General features: G+C 60.1%; 15 protein-coding genes. All 15 read right to left on the bottom strand.

The window, feature by feature from the left end:
• Positions 1-807: 807 nt before the first annotated feature.
• The 15 genes from pilM to topA all read right to left on the bottom strand — a co-directional run bounded on the left by pilM (position 808) and on the right by topA (position 16,975).
• Positions 808-1,248 carry a type IV pilus biogenesis protein PilM gene (pilM, locus tag RTH46_RS20715; RefSeq protein WP_316906493.1) on the bottom strand — a complete coding sequence of 147 codons (441 nt, stop codon included), beginning with the start codon at positions 1,246-1,248 and terminating at the stop codon, positions 808-810.
• 24 nt (positions 1,249-1,272) lie between these two features.
• Positions 1,273-1,581 (bottom strand): hypothetical protein, encoded by a 309-nt coding sequence (locus tag RTH46_RS20710; protein WP_316906492.1) that lies wholly within the window; start codon positions 1,579-1,581, stop codon positions 1,273-1,275.
• Positions 1,582-1,611: 30 nt separating this feature from the next.
• Positions 1,612-2,832: a shufflon system plasmid conjugative transfer pilus tip adhesin PilV gene (gene pilV, locus RTH46_RS20705; RefSeq protein ID WP_316906491.1), complete on the bottom strand. Its 1,221-nt coding sequence runs from the start codon at positions 2,830-2,832 to the stop codon at positions 1,612-1,614.
• Positions 2,822-3,766 (bottom strand): ATPase, T2SS/T4P/T4SS family, encoded by a 945-nt coding sequence (locus tag RTH46_RS20700; protein WP_316906490.1) that lies wholly within the window; start codon positions 3,764-3,766, stop codon positions 2,822-2,824. Before RTH46_RS20700 ends, pilV begins: the two co-directional genes overlap by 11 nt.
• A gap of 11 nt (positions 3,767-3,777) precedes the next feature.
• Positions 3,778-4,293, bottom strand: a complete 516-nt coding sequence (locus RTH46_RS20695; protein ID WP_316906489.1) for a type 4 pilus major pilin — start codon at positions 4,291-4,293, stop codon at positions 3,778-3,780.
• A 22-nt stretch (positions 4,294-4,315) separates the two neighbouring features.
• Positions 4,316-5,482, bottom strand: a complete 1,167-nt coding sequence (locus RTH46_RS20690; protein ID WP_316906488.1) for a type II secretion system F family protein — start codon at positions 5,480-5,482, stop codon at positions 4,316-4,318.
• Positions 5,475-7,013: a GspE/PulE family protein gene (locus tag RTH46_RS20685; protein WP_316906487.1), complete on the bottom strand. Its 1,539-nt coding sequence runs from the start codon at positions 7,011-7,013 to the stop codon at positions 5,475-5,477. The genes RTH46_RS20690 and RTH46_RS20685 overlap by 8 nt, the downstream gene beginning before the upstream one ends.
• A gap of 12 nt (positions 7,014-7,025) precedes the next feature.
• Positions 7,026-7,547, bottom strand: coding sequence for a type IV pilus biogenesis protein PilP (gene pilP, locus RTH46_RS20680; protein ID WP_316906486.1), 522 nt, complete (start codon positions 7,545-7,547; stop codon positions 7,026-7,028).
• The gene (gene pilO2, locus RTH46_RS20675; RefSeq protein ID WP_316906485.1) at positions 7,537-8,874 is read right to left on the bottom strand and encodes a type 4b pilus protein PilO2; all 1,338 of its coding nucleotides are present in this window, start codon (positions 8,872-8,874) and stop codon (positions 7,537-7,539) included. Before pilO2 ends, pilP begins: the two co-directional genes overlap by 11 nt.
• Positions 8,874-10,598, bottom strand: coding sequence for a PilN family type IVB pilus formation outer membrane protein (locus tag RTH46_RS20670; protein WP_316906484.1), 1,725 nt, complete (start codon positions 10,596-10,598; stop codon positions 8,874-8,876). The genes pilO2 and RTH46_RS20670 overlap by 1 nt, the downstream gene beginning before the upstream one ends.
• Complete coding sequence (locus RTH46_RS20665; protein ID WP_316906483.1) at positions 10,595-11,743, bottom strand: TcpQ domain-containing protein; 1,149 nt, start codon at positions 11,741-11,743, stop codon at positions 10,595-10,597. Before RTH46_RS20665 ends, RTH46_RS20670 begins: the two co-directional genes overlap by 4 nt.
• 144 nt (positions 11,744-11,887) lie before the next feature.
• Positions 11,888-12,376, bottom strand: a complete 489-nt coding sequence (locus tag RTH46_RS20660; RefSeq protein WP_316906482.1) for a hypothetical protein — start codon at positions 12,374-12,376, stop codon at positions 11,888-11,890.
• 190 nt (positions 12,377-12,566) lie between these two features.
• On the bottom strand, positions 12,567-12,710 hold the full coding sequence (locus RTH46_RS20655; protein WP_178113771.1) for a hypothetical protein: 144 nt from the start codon (positions 12,708-12,710) through the stop codon (positions 12,567-12,569).
• A gap of 186 nt (positions 12,711-12,896) precedes the next feature.
• Positions 12,897-14,882: a DEAD/DEAH box helicase gene (locus tag RTH46_RS20650; protein WP_316906481.1), complete on the bottom strand. Its 1,986-nt coding sequence runs from the start codon at positions 14,880-14,882 to the stop codon at positions 12,897-12,899.
• Positions 14,883-15,064: 182 nt separating this feature from the next.
• Positions 15,065-16,975: a type I DNA topoisomerase gene (gene topA / locus RTH46_RS20645; protein ID WP_316906480.1), complete on the bottom strand. Its 1,911-nt coding sequence runs from the start codon at positions 16,973-16,975 to the stop codon at positions 15,065-15,067.
• Positions 16,976-17,070 lie beyond the last annotated feature (95 nt).

The raw sequence follows: 17,070 nt of genomic DNA, 5'->3' as shown, positions 1-17,070 counted from the left end.
TCGACGGAGGTCGATCGGTCGTGCTACCAGAAGCTAAACGACCTTGGGCTTGGCGGATCGCACAAACGGCGTGCTGCAGCATTACGGATCCGAGCTGCATGGGGCATGTTGCCGACAACGTCAGCAGATCACGACCTAATCATCGGAGCGGGGGGGAGTTGTGTCAAGCGGGAGGGGGAATGGAAGGGATGAGGGAGAGGGAGAAAGCCGGCGGAAGTAGCGGTCTAAAGCTGCTTCCGCCGTATCTTGAAAAAATGTTGAAGGAGCCACCTGTGTCGAAATCGTCGATCCCTGGGCATTGATCGTCTCGTTTCATCACCCGGCCATTCTCGTGGCTTTGGCCAGCAAACATGAGGCACGCATCCGCGCACAAAAGGAGCCCGGCTTGTCGCCGGCGGGCCACCGGCAAGGGGAGAGTACCCATTGGGTAGCCTGATGGACCTTCGACAAGTCCATCAGGCTACCCAAAGGGAGGGGAAAGAGAGGGGTCACATTACCAATGTGACCCTTGGAGCAAAGAAGCACCGAACCTCTTGAAACTCTATGTGCCTGTGGACTCGTTCATCACGAGTTAGACGGCTGCGCAACTAGAGAGAGCAGGGAGACACAGGGAGAGTATTCAACCAGATCCGCACGCCCTTCCCGGAGCTATAGCGTGCTTACGGTTTGGTATTGAGGCGAACCACAACACCTGGGCGCTACTGATGACCGTCAGTAGCCAGCGGGGTTAAACCAAATACTGATGTCATTATGGGTCGTAGCAGGGCAGGTATGCAAGGCGCTAGAGGTTAATTAGGGCGGCAAGCCTCAGTAGACGGCAACGACCGCGCCCTCTGGCACCGGCGCGGGAACCGGGATGGCCATGTCCCCCCCCTTCGGTGAGTACAGCAGGCCAGCTCGTTTCACACCCACGGTCGTGGATTCAGTTCGTGCGGTGAGCGCAGCTGGCAAGCCGGCGGGGATCGGGCCGGTGATGTAGGTGTAGGACACCCCCGACGCGACATAGGCGGTGATCCCGCTCTGCTTGCTGTACCAGGCTGGCAGATTGAGGGCAGCCTCCGGAGGGGCTCCAACAAAGCCAGGATTGGCATGCGCATACTCCGCTGCGGCCGAGCGATAGACCAACATGCTTCGACTGATCGCGTCGAGGGTGGCTTGCTCGGATGCGGACTGTTCGTTGTACTGCGTCTGGGAAAAGAGGGCAGAAGCGCCGAGAAGCATCACCAGCACTAACCAATAGATATACATTTCGTCGAGCTCTGCGCAATGTTTTTATGTATTGGCCAAGAGGCGCACGGTGATCGTCATAGCTGCTGCTAAGATCATAATTAGGACGTACTTCATTGTGACCCGAAATGCCTTGCGGGTGTTTATAAGGCTGCTGGATTCAGCTGCATGTAGCAAGTAGATGTCATCTTTAATGTGGGTGAGTTTGTATGTGTAGTCACCCACCTCAAAGACTCCTTTGCCCTTGAGTACCATCGGCCAAAGCTCGGTGCTGCAAATCCTGCTGCGCGCGGAGAACCAGGTCACCAGTTGATCAAGGGTGTACTGCGTATTGTCTTCTAAATGGTCTTTCATTCGTCTTAGCCCCAATGAATACGTAGTGTCTTATCGCTGGCACTGCCAGTAGAAGAGGCCTGCCCAAGACAAACGCGAAGTGATCAAGTACCAACCGTTTGATTGACGGATGACGCGGCCTACCTCGTCCTGACCCACGGCATTCGCACCTGATAAGTTGCAGGTTACCCACGACAAATCGGCGAGGTAGCACTGGGTCGATGCCCAGCCACCAGGTGATTGACAGGAACCAGTTATATATTCCGGAAATTTAGCTTTGGCCGCTGTCCATTTATAATTTTCGCAGGAAAGGAGCATTCCGGTTGTGGTCTTCGCCATGAGGGTCAGATCGCTGCAGGCACCTCCTTCCGCACCTCGGCCACCGATTGAAAGGTATTCGTTGGTTGTCAGTCTTCCGGTGGATGAGATGGTTCCAGGAGAAAAGACTTTGCCGGCAGTTAGCCCTTTGTCGTTATAAACGCGAACCCACTCTGCATCGGACTGGTAAAGGCCTCCGCCCCATTTTTCGTTGATCCAGCCTGTATCATTCTGACTCTTGAACCAACCATCCTTGCTAGTGATATCGTTCGTGGCAGTGATGTTGCGCGCGTTGTTAATATCATTCCCGCCCATGTCGATGTCGGTGTTCATCCGGTTGTATTCCGGATGACCTGGCACCGCATTGCGGTAGAGGTAATCATTGGCCAGATCACCATCCATGAGGAACAGCGCGCTCGCGGTATGGCCCGGCCCAGGGTTGATGCCGTAGTTGCTCAGTGCGACCTCCCAACCTCCACGAACGCCCTGGATCACTCCGGGCTTGAGCACGGAAACGAAACCACCTGGGGCGCCCAGGTGCTCAGCGATGGTGCGAATGCCCAGTTCGGGGATGACCTGGCCGCCGGTGGTGACCGCAATGGCCTCCAGCTGGTTGGCGCTCAGGCGCCTGGCCAAGCCAACAACGGTCTGGCCGAAGCCATTGGTCGAGCTGAAGCCTGCCGGCAGGTATTTGGTGTTCTGCAGCATGTCCACGGTGACCTGGACCGGCGTGGTCGGGCCGGCGTTGGTGAGCACCACGGCGTAGTTGTCTTTCAGGTACTTGGAGAAAGCGTCGGCGACGGTCCTCTGGTGTTCGGCTGCAATCCGGTAGTCCTGCTGGTTGCCGTAGCTGAACATCCACCAGCCTGCGAGGGAGAGCATTATGCCCAACGCGATCAGGCCGAACAGCGCGTCAATGGTGAAGAAGCCAGCTTGCTGGCGTTTACTGGCCATGCCAGAGACTCCTGTTCGATTGGGTGACGATGTCTTGCTCGAGCATTTGAAGATGGCCACTGCGCAGCTTCTCGCGGATGGATGGAGCGTCATCTTGGGTGAGCAACAGGGTCTGGAGTGTGAGCCGCGGCTGTGCGTGATCAGGACGCAGGAGGGTTTGGTGAATTACCGCCGTGAGCCCCTGTGAGAGCACCTCCATGGCATTCGGCATGATGGGCTCAGCGAGCACCGCTAGACGCTGGATGGCGCTTCCGATGCTGCCGCCGTGCCCCGTGGAGAAGATGAGATGGCCGTTGATCGAGGCCTTAATGACTTCAGCGGCGGTGGCGGCGTCCCGCACTTCGCCGACCAGGATGAGGTCGGCGCGGGTACGGAGCGCGCGTATCAGCGTTTCTGAGTAGCCGCCCTGGACGCGTGAAACCGGCAACTGGATGCAGCGCCCAGCGCCATGTTCGCCCTGCAGGAGCGTTTCTGGCGGATCCTCTACCGTCAGGCCAAGGCCGCCGCGTGATGTCAGGCGTGCCTTGACCGCCGAGGCCGCACTGCTGGTCTTGCCGGTGCCCATCTCACCGGCGAAGTACACCAATCCCCTGGTTTCCTCTGCGAGCAAGCACTCGTAGATATGGTCCGGCAGCCCAAGATCCTCGAGAGGAATGATGGTCGCTCGTGAGCGGTTCAGTACAAAAAACGGCTTGGTGAAGACATCGAGGATGTACGTCACACGCAGGAGCACGCGCTCCTCCAGTACCAGAGCGAACTCGGGCTCGCGTGTCGTCTCGAACTGATGCAAGCACTGTCTTCTGAGGTCCTCGATCTCGGTCTGCCATTCGGATGGGACTGCGGCCTTCCGGGGCTGTCCGGCCAGCCCCTTCACATCGGCAAAGTCGTGGCCAAGGTAGAGGTCCACGAAGTCAGCATCTGCAATCAAGCTCACACCGGCAGCCTTCAGTAGGTGGTCCAGGAAATCGAGTTCATGTCGTTGGAGCAGCTTGTTGTAGCGGAGGCGGGAAGTACCTCGCCGGCAGTTGCCGAGCCCCCGTTGATCGAGGTGGTGGTCTGCTTGTCTTTAGCGATCTTCGTCGTCAGCGTGATGCAGGAGGCCTTGGGCACATTGGACTCGGTGAGGGTGAAGGTCATGCCGTTGCTTACCAGGGTGACAGCACCGTTCCATTGGTTTGTCAGGGTGGTGCCCGAGACGCCCATGGAGCCGGTGCCGTCAATTGCGATCAGCGAAGGGACGAGGTTGGTCCCCGACGTGCCGTAGCCAGTCGACCCCTTGAGCTTTTTAGCGTTGGTGATGATGGTGGTGATGTTGCTTTGCTCAACGGCGGCATCGGAGCTGCCGAGCATCTTGTAGCCAATCCAGGCGATGAAGCCCAAAGCGATGGTGATGAGCATGATCCACATCACGCCATCGATGGACAAAAAGCCGCGTTGGTTTTTCGGAGTTGAAAGTGTCATGGGTTGCCTCTGGGCTGGGTACTTAGTGTTGTATGGAGTCCATCAGGCCGATGGCGAGCTGGAAGATGCCGACCATCACGAAGATCATGAGCAGGCCCATGATCACTGCGGATAGCGCTGTAAGTGACTTGGAGGCCGTTTCCACGCGTTTGAGCATCTGCTCGAGCCACCGGTTGGCAAAGCGCTCCATCGAGACGGCAAAGCTTTGTCGGGTGGCCAAGACTTGTAGGAAGTGAATGGCCATCGGGTCGGGAAACTGATGCCCGGCTAACTTGAGCGCGGTGCCGAAGTCCTTACCTGAGCTGACGCCGTAGTTGATGGCGTCGATCCTCTCCCGAAGCCACGGAGAGGCACTGCGGCTGAGGATGCTGAGGGCGTTCAGTTGGCCCACGCCGGCACGGAGCATCACGGACATGTTCAGCAGGAAAATCGAGCCGTGGAGGACCTTGTAAATCGACCAAGGGGGGATGCCTTCGAGCCGCATCCTCATGGTCTGCAGGAAGAGGCTGAGCTGTGTTTTCCATACCGGGCTATTCGGTCTTACCTGCAACCCACAGAAGTAGGGAAGGGTCACGAATGACGCCACGATCAGGGTCAGCACGACAGCGACGATCAGCAGTCCGTAATGCGTGACCAGGTTGGATAGTGCGTACAGGATGCCGGGGATGCCGGTCCACAGCTCGGGGTTTTGGCGCTGAGCCATCGACGGCACCATCCAGGTTGCGATGACGTACAGCAGAGCCCCCATCAGGCTCCAGGTGATCGAGGGCAGCGCTACGACGGAAATGACCAGGCGGGCAATGCGTTGGCGCGCCTCGATGAGCCGGACACAGTCACGAAACGCGTCTGTCAGGTTGCCGGTCTTCTCGCCGGTTTCGACCAGCGAGGCTTCGTCGTAAGGCAGGTGGCTCCGGCAGGCATCGGCCAGGGACTTACCGCCGCGCACCAGCATGGCCACCTGACCGCAAATGACCGACACGGGATGCATTGTCTTGCCGTCGTTGCTGAACGCCTTGGCAACGGTTTCCAGTGCTACTTCGATCGCGATTCCGTCCTCGATCACGCCCATGAGGCTCTCGTAGAACTGGATCCTCTCGTTCTTCCCGAACTGCTTGGCATAGAAGGTCACCTCCCAGGCCTGGGCGGCTTCCCGAACGCCTGTCCAGAAGTCTCGGAGCAGCTCAAGCATCGATTTGCTCCATCAGCTGTTTGTCGAAGTCGAGTGGACCGGCGAAGAGCTCGGCATCGCGCGGGTCCACGGTACCCTCGGTGATCTTCATGATTGCGTGGGTGATCTTGGTGATGCCGCCCATCTCGTTGACCCAGTACCTGCGCGCCGCGCTTGCGCCGCGTTTGGTGAACGTGTCCATGAGCCTTACGTTGGTCAGCAGCGTCTCGGCGATGACGGTCCGATCGACCACGCCGAGGCTCTTGCAGTGGCGGCAGCCTTCACCCATCAGGTTGACTTGGTCGACGATCTGCAGTTGCTCCAGCCGGGCGAACAGATCGCTGCTGATGCCGTGGGTATGTTCCCTCAGCGGGATGCGGCAGGCGGGGCAGAGAACTGGCACCAATGACTGGTTCACGATGCCCGTAGTCAGCAGCGGGTCGGTGACCAGGTAATCAGCTACGCCCATATCAACCAGGCGTTGGATGGAAGCGATCGCGTTGTTGGTGTGCAGGGTTGACCAGCTCTGGTGACCGGTCATGGCTCCCGTATAAGCAGCCTGGGCCGACGCCAGGTCGCGCAGCTCGCCGTACATGAGGACATCGGGGTCGAGGCGTACCGCGTTGGTAATGCCATCCCCCCAGGTCTCACCGGCGTAGATCGGCGACTGGTTGGCTTTGAGCGGATACTCCGGAGGATGCTCGAGCGTAAGGATGTGCCTGGAGCCGCCGGTCTCGTCATATAACGCGTTCAGGTTGACCTGCAGGGTCTTCGACTTACCGGAACCTGTCGGGCCGGAGATGAGGTTCAGCCCGTAAGGAAGGCTTCGCAGCCGTTTGAAATGGCCGATCTGCTGAGGCAGGAACCCCAGCTCTTCGAAACTTTGCTTGGACGTGTCGTCGTACAGCAGACGCATGACCATCAGCGGGCCGTCCACCAGCGGCCGAGTTGCGACCCGCGCCCCATAAAGGCCAAGCTGATCGACAAACTTGCGACTAACCCGGGCGTCCTGGGCGATGTGCGGTTGGTAGTAGTCGGCTGAGACATCGCACATGCTGTTGTACAGCGCAGCGCAGAATTCACGGCCCACGTCGCTCTTCTCTTGGCGGACCTCCTGCAGAACACCGAAAAGCCGGTACTTGATCCGGGTAACATCGTGCGAAACGACGATGTGAATATCACTGGCACCGCGGCGGTGGGCGTCACCCATGATCTCCACGACCTGAGCTTGGCGCTGTGTCTCGACCAGTGCTTTCATGCCAGTGGACGCCGAGGCCTGATACAGCGCCTTGATCTCGGTCATCGAGGCCGAGACGACCTGAAATTCGATGCCCTTGTGTTCCAGCTGATCCATGAAGGACATGACGTAGTGATCGCTGACGTGCTGTGGAGAGACGTGCAGCTTCCCATCGGCGGTCATGGCCAGGACCTGGCGCAGATCATCCTTGATCGGGTGTGGGCCACCTGGCGCGGTCAATAACGCTACTGGCAATGCTGCAAGAGGAGATTCGGCGGGCTCAAGGCCGGCTGGTTCAGTGGTTAGGTCGTTCATGGTCGACGCTCCTCAAAGTTGTCCAGGATTCAGCCCAGGCAGGCTCGTTTGCGGTTGAAGCATCCCGGCTCGGCTACCGAACCCCAGCGGAAATCGCTTGCCACCCTTGCCCAGGACAACTCCATCCAGCGTGATTTGCAGGACACGAAAACCGTCCGGCAACTCGCTACCGGGCTTCGCATCGATCTCGCCGCCACCGCTGTAAATCAGGCTTGCCCGCAGCTTTTGTCCGGAGCCGCTGATTTCTTTCACCATCGGCAATGCCGGCTGGCGTGGCCCAGGTGCGGTTACGGCGAGGGCGGGTTGAAACCCGGCAGCTGGGAAGGCGTCCATGGGTGGCGTTGCGCTGGGTGCCGTGGCAGTCGCTTCGCGCTCGGCCTTTGTCCGCTCTGCCTTTGCCTTGAACAGGATGGTTTCGCTCTGCACCTTGCCGAGCTCGCCGACGTTGATGCCGGCGAGATCTGAAGCAACAGCCGGCGCGCTGAGGATGGGCAGCCACAGCGACAGGAACATCAGGCGGAGGTTATTTGGCATACAGGACTCCTGTGATCGACCAAATGAGGTGGTCGGCCTTGATTTCAGTCTTGATCTCCTGCAGGCGCAGTCCCTGGGTCGGGGCCCCGTTGAAGGAGTCGTAAGGCAGAACGCCGGAGGTGTAGGACAGTTGGTACTGCTTCCACTGAGGCGGCGGCGGCGGCGGTGGTGCGGGCTGGCCAGGTAGGGCTGGCTCTTGAGGCGTGACGACCTGCATCTGCTGCAGTTGGGGCTCTTGAGAGAAACCGTGGAACCAGCTGGTCAAGGCGTTGAGAGCGTCATTGGCATCGACCAGGGGATCATCGCCAGCGGCATTGAGAGAGAGGTCGAACTTCAGCTTGCCGACGTTGCCCTGCTCGATGATTTCCGGGGCCGCAGTGACATTGTTGGTGACAGCACCGGCCAGGTCGTGCGCGGTGCTGTTGCCCGTCCGTTGGTAGTTCGCGATGACCTGGTCCCAGTTGCACACTGCCTGGTTGAAGGACCATCCTTCGATTTTCAGGGGCAACTGGTAAACCACCTGGCTGCAGGCTTCGACGAAGTCGGTGACCGAGGGTTGTTTCGCCCAGGGGTGTTCCAGCGCCTGAAGAGGTTGCTCTGTCCCTGTTTGCTTCTGCAGCTCTGCCAGCTCCTCGAGGCGCTTCTTCTCGGCCGCGATGGCAGCTTGGCGCGCGACCTCGGCCTGGTGTGCTTTCCATTGCGACCAGCCCAGCAAGCCACCCCCAATCAGCAAAGCCACAAGGAGCAGCTGAGCCAGTTCAGATTTGGACATGCCGAGCACGAGCGGACGTAGCCGATACTCACGCTTGAGCCGGGACGGCTGGAGCAGCTCGTCGATGTCGATGAGCTCGCCACCCATGCCGAACTCGGTCGGGAGAAATTCTTGTTCGAACTGGATCCCGCGACCACGCTGCTGCAACACGCGTTTGCGGACTTCTGCTGCCGTGCCGATCAGGTCGCAACCCGGGATGATTCTGCCGTCGTGTACCGCGACGATGGCATAACGGTCCTGGTCCGCGTCGACGGCCCAGGCGGCGATCCAGGAGTCACCGAGCTGGCCTGCCAGGGTCGCCGCCAGCGAGTACATGCCTTTGTGGACATCGGAGGAGCGGGACACAAAGCCCGCCTGAATCATCAGCGACGTCCTGCGGATCGCGACGATGTCCAGGCCGTGTTCGTGGCCGTATTGCCGCGCCTCCTTCATGTAGGAGGTCATGTTGCCCAGGGGCGTCCAGAGCATGCCTGTTACGAAAACGCGCCCGCGCACCTGGATGGTCTGCACCCGGCTGGAGGGTTTCGGAGTATCCGTGTTCATGTGCGTCGGCATCACAGGCTGTCCGGGAGGACAATCGGCGTCACCAGCACTACCAGGGCGCTGTGCGTGGTTGAGCGGGTCCGGCCGCCACCCAGACCGAAGAAGCTGGCACTCCCGACCCCGGACTTGCGGGCATCGTCCCCGTTCTCATCGAAACCAGTGAGGATCAGTGTTTCGCCGCTGCGCAGTCGAACCTTTGGCGCTACGTTCTTGGTGTCGTAGTCGGTGGTCTGGACCTTGGAGTCGTTGCTCTCGAAGTCTTTGAAAATCGGCTTGCTGCTGATGCTGAGTGTGATCATCAGCAGCATGTTTTCTTTGTCCAAGAGCTTGGGCAGCAGCATCATGTTGAAGCCGCTGGTAATGGTCGCCGGAGTCAGTGACGTGCTTGAGCCCACCGATGCGGTGGTGGTGGTCGAGCTGGATGCAACGTAGCTTTGAACGTTGCCGATCTGGATCGGTGCCGGCTGCAGGTTCAGCGTGGTCACCGATGGCGAACGTACTTCGGATACGCGACCCTGCTCGGAAAGCGCCTGGACCACAGCCTTGGAACCAGCCCATGGGGAGCTGGAGGTGTCGAGGATGCTGCCGCTTGCCGAGATTGCTTCAGTGCTGATCCCGGCCACGGTGTTGGTCAGGCCGAAGCCCCACTTCCCAGAGATGGACTTGTATACCGCGCTCCAGTTGACAGCGGTCTGGTCGCTGTCGGTGAAGTTCACCTCGTAGACCTTGACGTTGAACAGCACCTGGCGGGTGATGCTGCGGTTGGTGTCTTTCAGGTAGGCAGAGATTCGGTTCAGGACTTCCGGCCGGTCGCTGACGGTGAGCGTCCCGGTCGAGCGCGACAGATACAGGCGGCCCAGCGGCTGCACGCTGAGCATGGCCTTGACGTTGCTCTCAATGTCGCTCATCAGCGAGGTCTTGTAGGTCGACTTGGTGCTCTGGTTGCTACCCGACTCGCCGGAGGCGCCCCCTGATGAGCTCGATGAACCCGAGTCACCACTACCGGTCGACGTAAGTAGTCCGGACTTGACGATGCTCTCGATCTCCAACTCATCACCGAACGTCCAGACGTCAAAGGTGCGGGTGTCAAAGTAGGTGATACGCACGCCCTGCAGGTCGCGGTCGTAGTGCCACGACAGCCCCAGTCGGGATGTGACCTGGTTCAGCAGCCCTGAGGTTTTGCCGGTGTAGTTCAGACCGGAGATCAAGCCGCCACTGCTGAGGCCCAGGTCAAATGAACTCGCGTTGCCAGGCATTGCTCCTGCGATACCGTTTGGCAGAAGGCCAGCCAGGCTATCCGGATCGGGTAAGGCGGGAGCTGGTCCCCGTGCAGCGCTTCCAGAACCCCCACTCGGCTTGGATGAGAGGATCCCGGGATTCAGTGCGTCAGGGGCGACGATGACCTGCAGCCCCGTTTCCTTGGTGATGAGCTGGGCCACATCTGAAATCGACACGGCACCCGCTGGCCGGTAAGCAATGTCACGGTCCAGGCTAAACGGAAGCCCGCGCCGGGTAACCAGCGGCTCAGTGGAGACCCATGGCTTGTTGCTGAACACGACCGTGTCGCGGTTCTGCTGCGGCTGTTGGTTCTGCAGGAACTTGGCGTATTGGCTGGCCGTTCGCCCATCAAGCTCAGCACGGTCGAAAGACTCGTTGACACGCTGGACAGCGCAGCTGCTCAGCATGGCGACGGCAATCGGGGTGAGCGCCCAGCGGGCCCAGGGAGACTTGATCATTTCTTTTTCCTCTCAGCGACGTACAAGACGCTCTGGGAGCCTTCGCTACCGTCGACCACGAAGGATCGAGGGGCGTTGTCGTAGAGCGGGAACAACTGCTTGACGGCCTCCTGGAACGAGCCTTCGAAGCGCAGCGGGGCCTCGATCGGGTAGTTGAGGTCCTCCTGGGCCCAGATCACTCGCCACCGGGCTTTCTTGGCCCATGCCTCTACGCTTTCGCGCAGGGTTGAACCAGCTTCGGCCGTCCATATCTGAGGCAGCGGCCGGGGCGGCGGTGCGGGCTTGACCTCGACCACAGGCGCTGCAGGCGCTGCAACGGTGGCTACTGGTGCAGCAGACGTCGATTTCCCGAGCTGACTGGTAACGCTGGATGCGTGAGTCACGGGTGACGACGAGGGTTTGGCTGCAGCACTAAGTGACGCAGCTGGAGTAGAGCCATCCTTGGCAGGTGCCACTGGGGGGAGCGCGGGGGCCGCTGTTGCAGGTGCTGCTACAGCGGATGAAGAGGTGGTGATCGGGGCCGAAGCTGGCACCGCGGCGACGACAACGCCTGCTGTCGAAGCGTGGGCTGTTGGGTGGGTCACGGATGGAGCAGGCGACTTTTCGGCATAGAGCTGGTTGGCCGGCGCGGAAGGGGTTGGCAACTGATAGCCTGGGCGCAGCACGAAGCACACCTGACGGTTCACCTCATCGACCTTCACTTGCCAGGCCGGACCGGCGAGGACTTGCAGGGTGTTGCGCAGAGTCATCGGGCCGAGCTTATATTGGGCGGCGGGCAGAGGGCGGGTGTACAGGATGTTGACGTGCTGGGAGCTCGGTGGGCAGAGGGCGTAACCCGACCGGTCCACGACGTAGAGCATGGCGTCCCGCACGCTGGGTGTCATATTCGACGGAATCGTCACGTCGATGATCTGAGCCATGAGGTCGCGCTGGCTCGCATCCGGCTGGGTGCTCACCAAGGTGTAGCGGCCATACCGCACCACTGGCTCTTTCTCCGCACTCGCTCCGTTCGGATAGAGGTCTGGTGCAAGCCATTCCGGATTACGGCTGCTGTCGAACGCCGGCTTTGGCGGCTGCTCAGCCTTCTGGATCGCACAACCGGCAACGAGTGCGGCGAGCGAGAGAGTGGTCAACTGCCTGATCATGAGGCCCCCTGTAGTGATTGGGGCCAAGGTGACAGGCAGTCGTTGACCGCGCAGCAGTAAATGCGCAGTAGGCTTGAGTTGATTTTTTTGGAGGGGGTCTGTTAGCCGTGACCGATAGCAGCGTCACGGCCAGGGGAGCAAAATCTACTGGCCAGAAGTAGGTTTTGGGGACAGCGTAGGAGCAGGGGGTTTAGGGGCGCTCTCAGTCGAATCGCTGGAGAGCCAATTTTGCACGACGCCCTCAAGTCCACCTTCTTTTTGGAATTTGCCGTAGAGGTTGAAAACGGCGAAGAGCGTAAGTGCGACTATCGCTGAAGCGAGGCCTCCCTTGAAGTGGCCGAGGGTAGCTTCAGTCTTCGTGGGTTTGATTGCTTTAATTTCGGCGGAGAGAGCCGGCTGCATCGCATTGACACGGGTCATGATCTCGTCTGACAGAATGTTCTGCCGCATCTCTTCTCCGAGAGCTTCGAGGGACACGTCGATGAAGTTCTTAGCCAGTTGCTCGGCTTGGTTACGGTACATCCCTACCTGCAGCGAGGTGCACGCTACCTTTTTGAATGCTTGGTGATCGTCTTGTGGATGAGACTGCAGCCATTCGATCTTGTGCTGTTTGTACAGCGAGTAGGCGAGCATTCCCAAGAAGTCATCAGGGGATTCGACTAGCTCTTTGAAGACGTCGAGCGATCCCTCATACGAAAACACCGACTCTGGTGGGTTCGCGTTAACTCGCGAAGGGCCAGAGTCGGTGTCTCGGTTGGGTGTTGTCTGAGAAAAATCAGAAATATTGCTCGTTGAAGTGCTTGACAAGGTAAATTAGCCCTAATCAGCGCGACAAGCGGCCATAGGCCTCTTTCATCAGATCATTAATGTTCGCTTTGGACAGCTTGGAAGATCGCGCCGTTACGGCCTTCTTGGAAGCGAGCTTACTGTTGCTCTGCTTGATCAGTGCGATCGATACGTTAGGCATCTAAACCTCCTGTTCCAACGTGGCGCTTGGCTTTCTCAAGCCAGCTATAGCGTTCCTGTGATCAATTTTGATGAATGGTCGACCGGCTGTCAAGTTGACATCGCCGCCCTGAATGCGAGGCTTCATGCGGTTCGAGCTGCGAGCATGGTGGGTTGATTCCGTGGGCTTTGCTACGAAGTATGGCAGTCAGCATGCTCCAATGTCCTGCTCGGTGATGGTGGCGGCGAGCATGGCCTTGGCCAGGGCGTCCTGTTGCTCCTCCGGTTCGATGAGCTCAAGGCTGACCTGACGTTTGGCCAACAGCATCTGCCACAGCTGCTGGTCGATGCTGTTCTCCACAAGGGGGATCTTGACGATCACTGTCCTGAGCTGGCCGTTGCGGTACGCCCGGTCTTCGGCCTGATCCTGCTGTCCTGGTGTCCAGGGCAGACCCAGGAAGAAAACGTAGTTAGCGGCCGTGAGGTTGTTCCCGGTGCCGGCGGCTCGGGTGGTGCAGATGAATACCCGGCAGTCTGGATCACCCTGAAACTTGTCGATTGCCTTCTGACGCTTGGTGAGCGAGTCACTGCCGATCAGCGTGACGTTCCCGATACCGGCCTCATTGCACAGCTCCTTGAGGCGCTCCACGGTAGGTTTGAACTCGCAGAACAGGATGACCTTGTCCTCGGGGTCCAGCTCGCTGAGCAAGTCCATCGCGACACGCACCTTCACCTGCTCGAGGTAATGGCGAAGCGCGCCCAGCCTCGCAAAGATCGGCTTGTCATCGCGGCGGATGCTGTCGTACTGCCGGCGTTCATCAACCCCCAAGGCCACGGCCAGCAACTGCCGTTGCTTGCCTTTGAGCCCGGGCAGAACGTCTTTGCGACGGCGCAGCATCCAGTCGCCCAGCTCCGCCCGTAGGTTTTGCCGGAACTCCGGGTTCCCGGCGAAGCGATCGCAGAAGTCGCTGAGCGGTAACTGGCCGACCGGGTGCCCCGAGAGACGCAGCAGGGTATGCAGCTCCGTCTCGCGGTTGAGCACGGGCGTGCCGGTCAGCAGGTAACGATTCGGCACCTTCGCCGCGATATCGAAGCCATGGCGAGTGCGCTCGGCGGTCGGCTCCTTCAATTGGTGGGCCTCATCGACCACGAGCACGTGGTAGTGCTCAGCCAGCAGCACGTAGTCGCCGAGGCGCTCGTAATTGATCAGCATCCATTGGGCGTGCGGGTCATGCTTCTGCAGGGCGATTGTCGCGTCGGGGTAGACCGCCAGTACTTCCCGCTGCCAGTTGATCAGCAACGAGGAAAGGGTCACTACCAGAATCGGGCGGCCGGCGGCGCTGATGTGGGCCGCGATGACGGCCTGGCGTGTCTTGCCGAGACCCATATCGTCAGCCAGCAGCGCGCTGGTGCGCTGGAGCAGGTGGGCGATACCTGCTGGTTGGTGATCGAGCAGGGAGTAGCCGAGCAGGGCCTGGGCGATCGTGGCATCGGAGAATTCGGTGCGCTCGATCGGCGAGACGGCAGCGAGGTAGATGTCGTTGGAGGTCTCCTCGCCACTGGCGGTTGCCGAGGGCTCCTGCGGGCCGCCGCCCAGGCTGATGCGCGGAATGTCTTCTGCCGGAACGACAGAACCATCGCCCAGCAGCTCCTGCACAACGTCCAGGATCTCGAACTGCTCCTCTACCAGGCCCAGTTCCAAGATCAGGTTGCTGCGCAGGATCTCGGCGGTGGCATTGATGCGCCAGGAGCTGGATCGCCCAAGGAAAACCCCGCGCATTCGGCGCGCCACAGCGACGACCCCAGGGTGGTAGTCACCGGATAGCAGCACACCGCCGTCGGCCAGCGGCGCGATGCGCAGGAGCATGCCCCAGGTGAAGGCGTCTCGGCGAGGAGCGCTCAACGCGGCCTCGATCTTCTGACGGAATCCCTGCCATGTGTCGGTGAACTTCCCGTCGACCAGCTCGTGCAACTGGTGGAAAACAAGGTCCAGCTCGTCGAGGAGCTTGGCTTTGGGCACTCGCCAATAGCGACAGAACGGGTGGTCGCCTCGGCGAATGAAGAACCCGCCACGGGCGAACATGACCTTGTTCGCACCCTCGATGTAGGGCATGAGGATGCCCAGGTCATAGCCGTCGAACACGGCTGCTTCGAGCAGCACTGGCTGGCTGTTGAGGAGGCGTGGGCGCTTCATCGCTTCTCACCCACGTGGTGGCCGAAGGCAGGCTTTGCGAAAGGAATGGAAGAGTGGTGTGGGGTAGTTGCAATCATATGCCCGCTCCTGGAGGAGCGAGCAGGTTGGCAATCAGGTAAGCCCGTCGACAGCAGTAATGATTATCTGGGCACCGGGAAATTAGTGCGCGCACCTGTATACAGCTACATGCCCCTGGGCTTGGCCATGTCGGGTAGGCCTTTGACCGAGGGGTAGCTGACCTTGCAGTTGTTCACCTTGTAACCAGTGCAGCCCCAGAAATCGTATCCCCCTTCACCACGTTTCTGGCGCCGCGCGAGCGGCATGCCGCATTTGCCACAGACGTGGTTACTGTCTGCGGTGGGTGAAGAGCTCGGCGAGCGTGGTGCCATCGCGACCGTGGGCGCCTGTCGGAGGCTTTCCAGTTCGCCCTGGAGGTGCTGGTAGAACTTGGCGACAACCGGGCCGTACTTGTCCTCGCCGCGGGCGATTCTGTCCAGGTCCTTCTCCAGCGTGCTCGTGAAAGCCAGCTCGAGGAAGCTGAATCGGCCTTCCAACTGGGCGACGGTAGCCGCACCCAGAGGTCCCGGTACCAGCTTACGTTTTTCCTCGACGACCAGGCCTTTGCTGGTGATGTTTTTGACGATCGCGGAGAAGGTGCTGGGTCTGCCAATCCCACGACGCTCCAGTTCCTTGATCAAGCTGGCCTTGGTGAAGCGCCCCGGCGGTTTGGTCTTCTGGTTCAACACCTCGCCCTGGAGGACGTTGAGGATCTGCTTAGCTTGCAGCGCCGGCACTGGATTTTTGGGCAGGTCGGTCGACTCTTCATCCGTGTCGTCTTGCTGCAGGAGCTTCATCCAGCCGAGATAGGCTACCGAGCTACCCGTCGCGGCGAAGCGCAGCGGCCTTTGATCCGGTCCCTTGGCCAGCAGCTTTGCGGTACGCACGTCGTAGATGGCATCGGCGAGCTGGCTGGCCAGCGCCCGGATCCGAATGAGCTTGTACAGCGCCTGTTCATCGGAAGACTCTCCCGCGACCTCGTCATCCCAAGCGGTTGGCGCAATCGCAGGGTGACCTTCCTGGGCGCTGTCTGCTGCCTTGAACGTCCGGCGCTCGTCTACAACGTCGAGCCCCTGGCGCCGGGCGACAGCCTGGATGTCAGGCATTGCATCGTCGGCCAAGTTGGGGTTGTCCGTCCGGTGGTACGTGATGACACCCTGCTCGTACAGGCGTTGCGCGACCTGCATCGTCTTGTCGGGGTCCCACTTCAACGCCACGCTGGCGGCTTGCTGCAAAGTGGAGGAAATGAACGGCGCGGGCGGCGGGCGCTTCTTCTTGCCGTCTTCGCACGACTCCACGATAACTGCGCGGGTTGCCGCGACTCGGGCGGCAAGCGTGCCGTCCTGGACGTAGGGGGTTTCCTTGCTGGCAAAGTCCGGCACCGGCTGCCATATGGCAGTCCAGGCCAAGCCGGACGCTTCGTCCCTGAAGGTCAGTTCTGCGCCGAAGTGGTGGATGACCTTGAAGTTGCGGATTTCCCGCTCGCGCATCACGACCAGGTAGAGCGCAGGTGACTGCACCCGGCCCGCTGACGTGGGTTGCCCCATGACTCGGCGCAGCTCTTGAGTGACGGGGTAGCCCACCAGGCGGTCGAGCACCCTCCGGCATTGCTGTGAGGCAACGAGCTGGATATCGATCTTGCGGGGGTTAGCCAAACCCTCGCGAACACGATTCTGTGTGATCTCATTGAAGGTGACGCGCTTGTACTCGCTGATGCCCAACGCCTGCTGAATGTGCCAGGCGATGCTTTCACCTTCACGATCCGGGTCAGTGGCAATGTAAACCTCCGTGGCGTCCTTCAGCGCCTTGCGGATCGTGCTGACGTTGCGGGCGCTCTTGGGCAGCATCTCGTACACGGGCCGGAGGTTCTTGAGCACACCCGTGGTGATCATCGTGTCATCCTGCCCCTTCTCGGGGAGGTCTCGGATGTGGCCACCAGTGGCTACCACCGTCCAGTGCTCGCCAGGGCGGATTTTCTTCATCATGGGCCCCAGCTTCTTCAGCTTGCCCGGTGCCTCGATGATCATGAGTTTCATAGGGTGACCCTGAACAGTTCGAACAGAGCGCACTCTTGCCGCCGGCCGGATGCGGCACAACGCGAAATGGTCAACTGGAAGGGAGGGAATTCGTG

The organism is Pseudomonas sp. zfem004 (assembly GCF_032621715.1).
Classification (GTDB): domain Bacteria; phylum Pseudomonadota; class Gammaproteobacteria; order Pseudomonadales; family Pseudomonadaceae; genus Aquipseudomonas; species Aquipseudomonas sichuanensis.
This window is presented reverse-complemented; position numbering and strand designations above follow the sequence as displayed.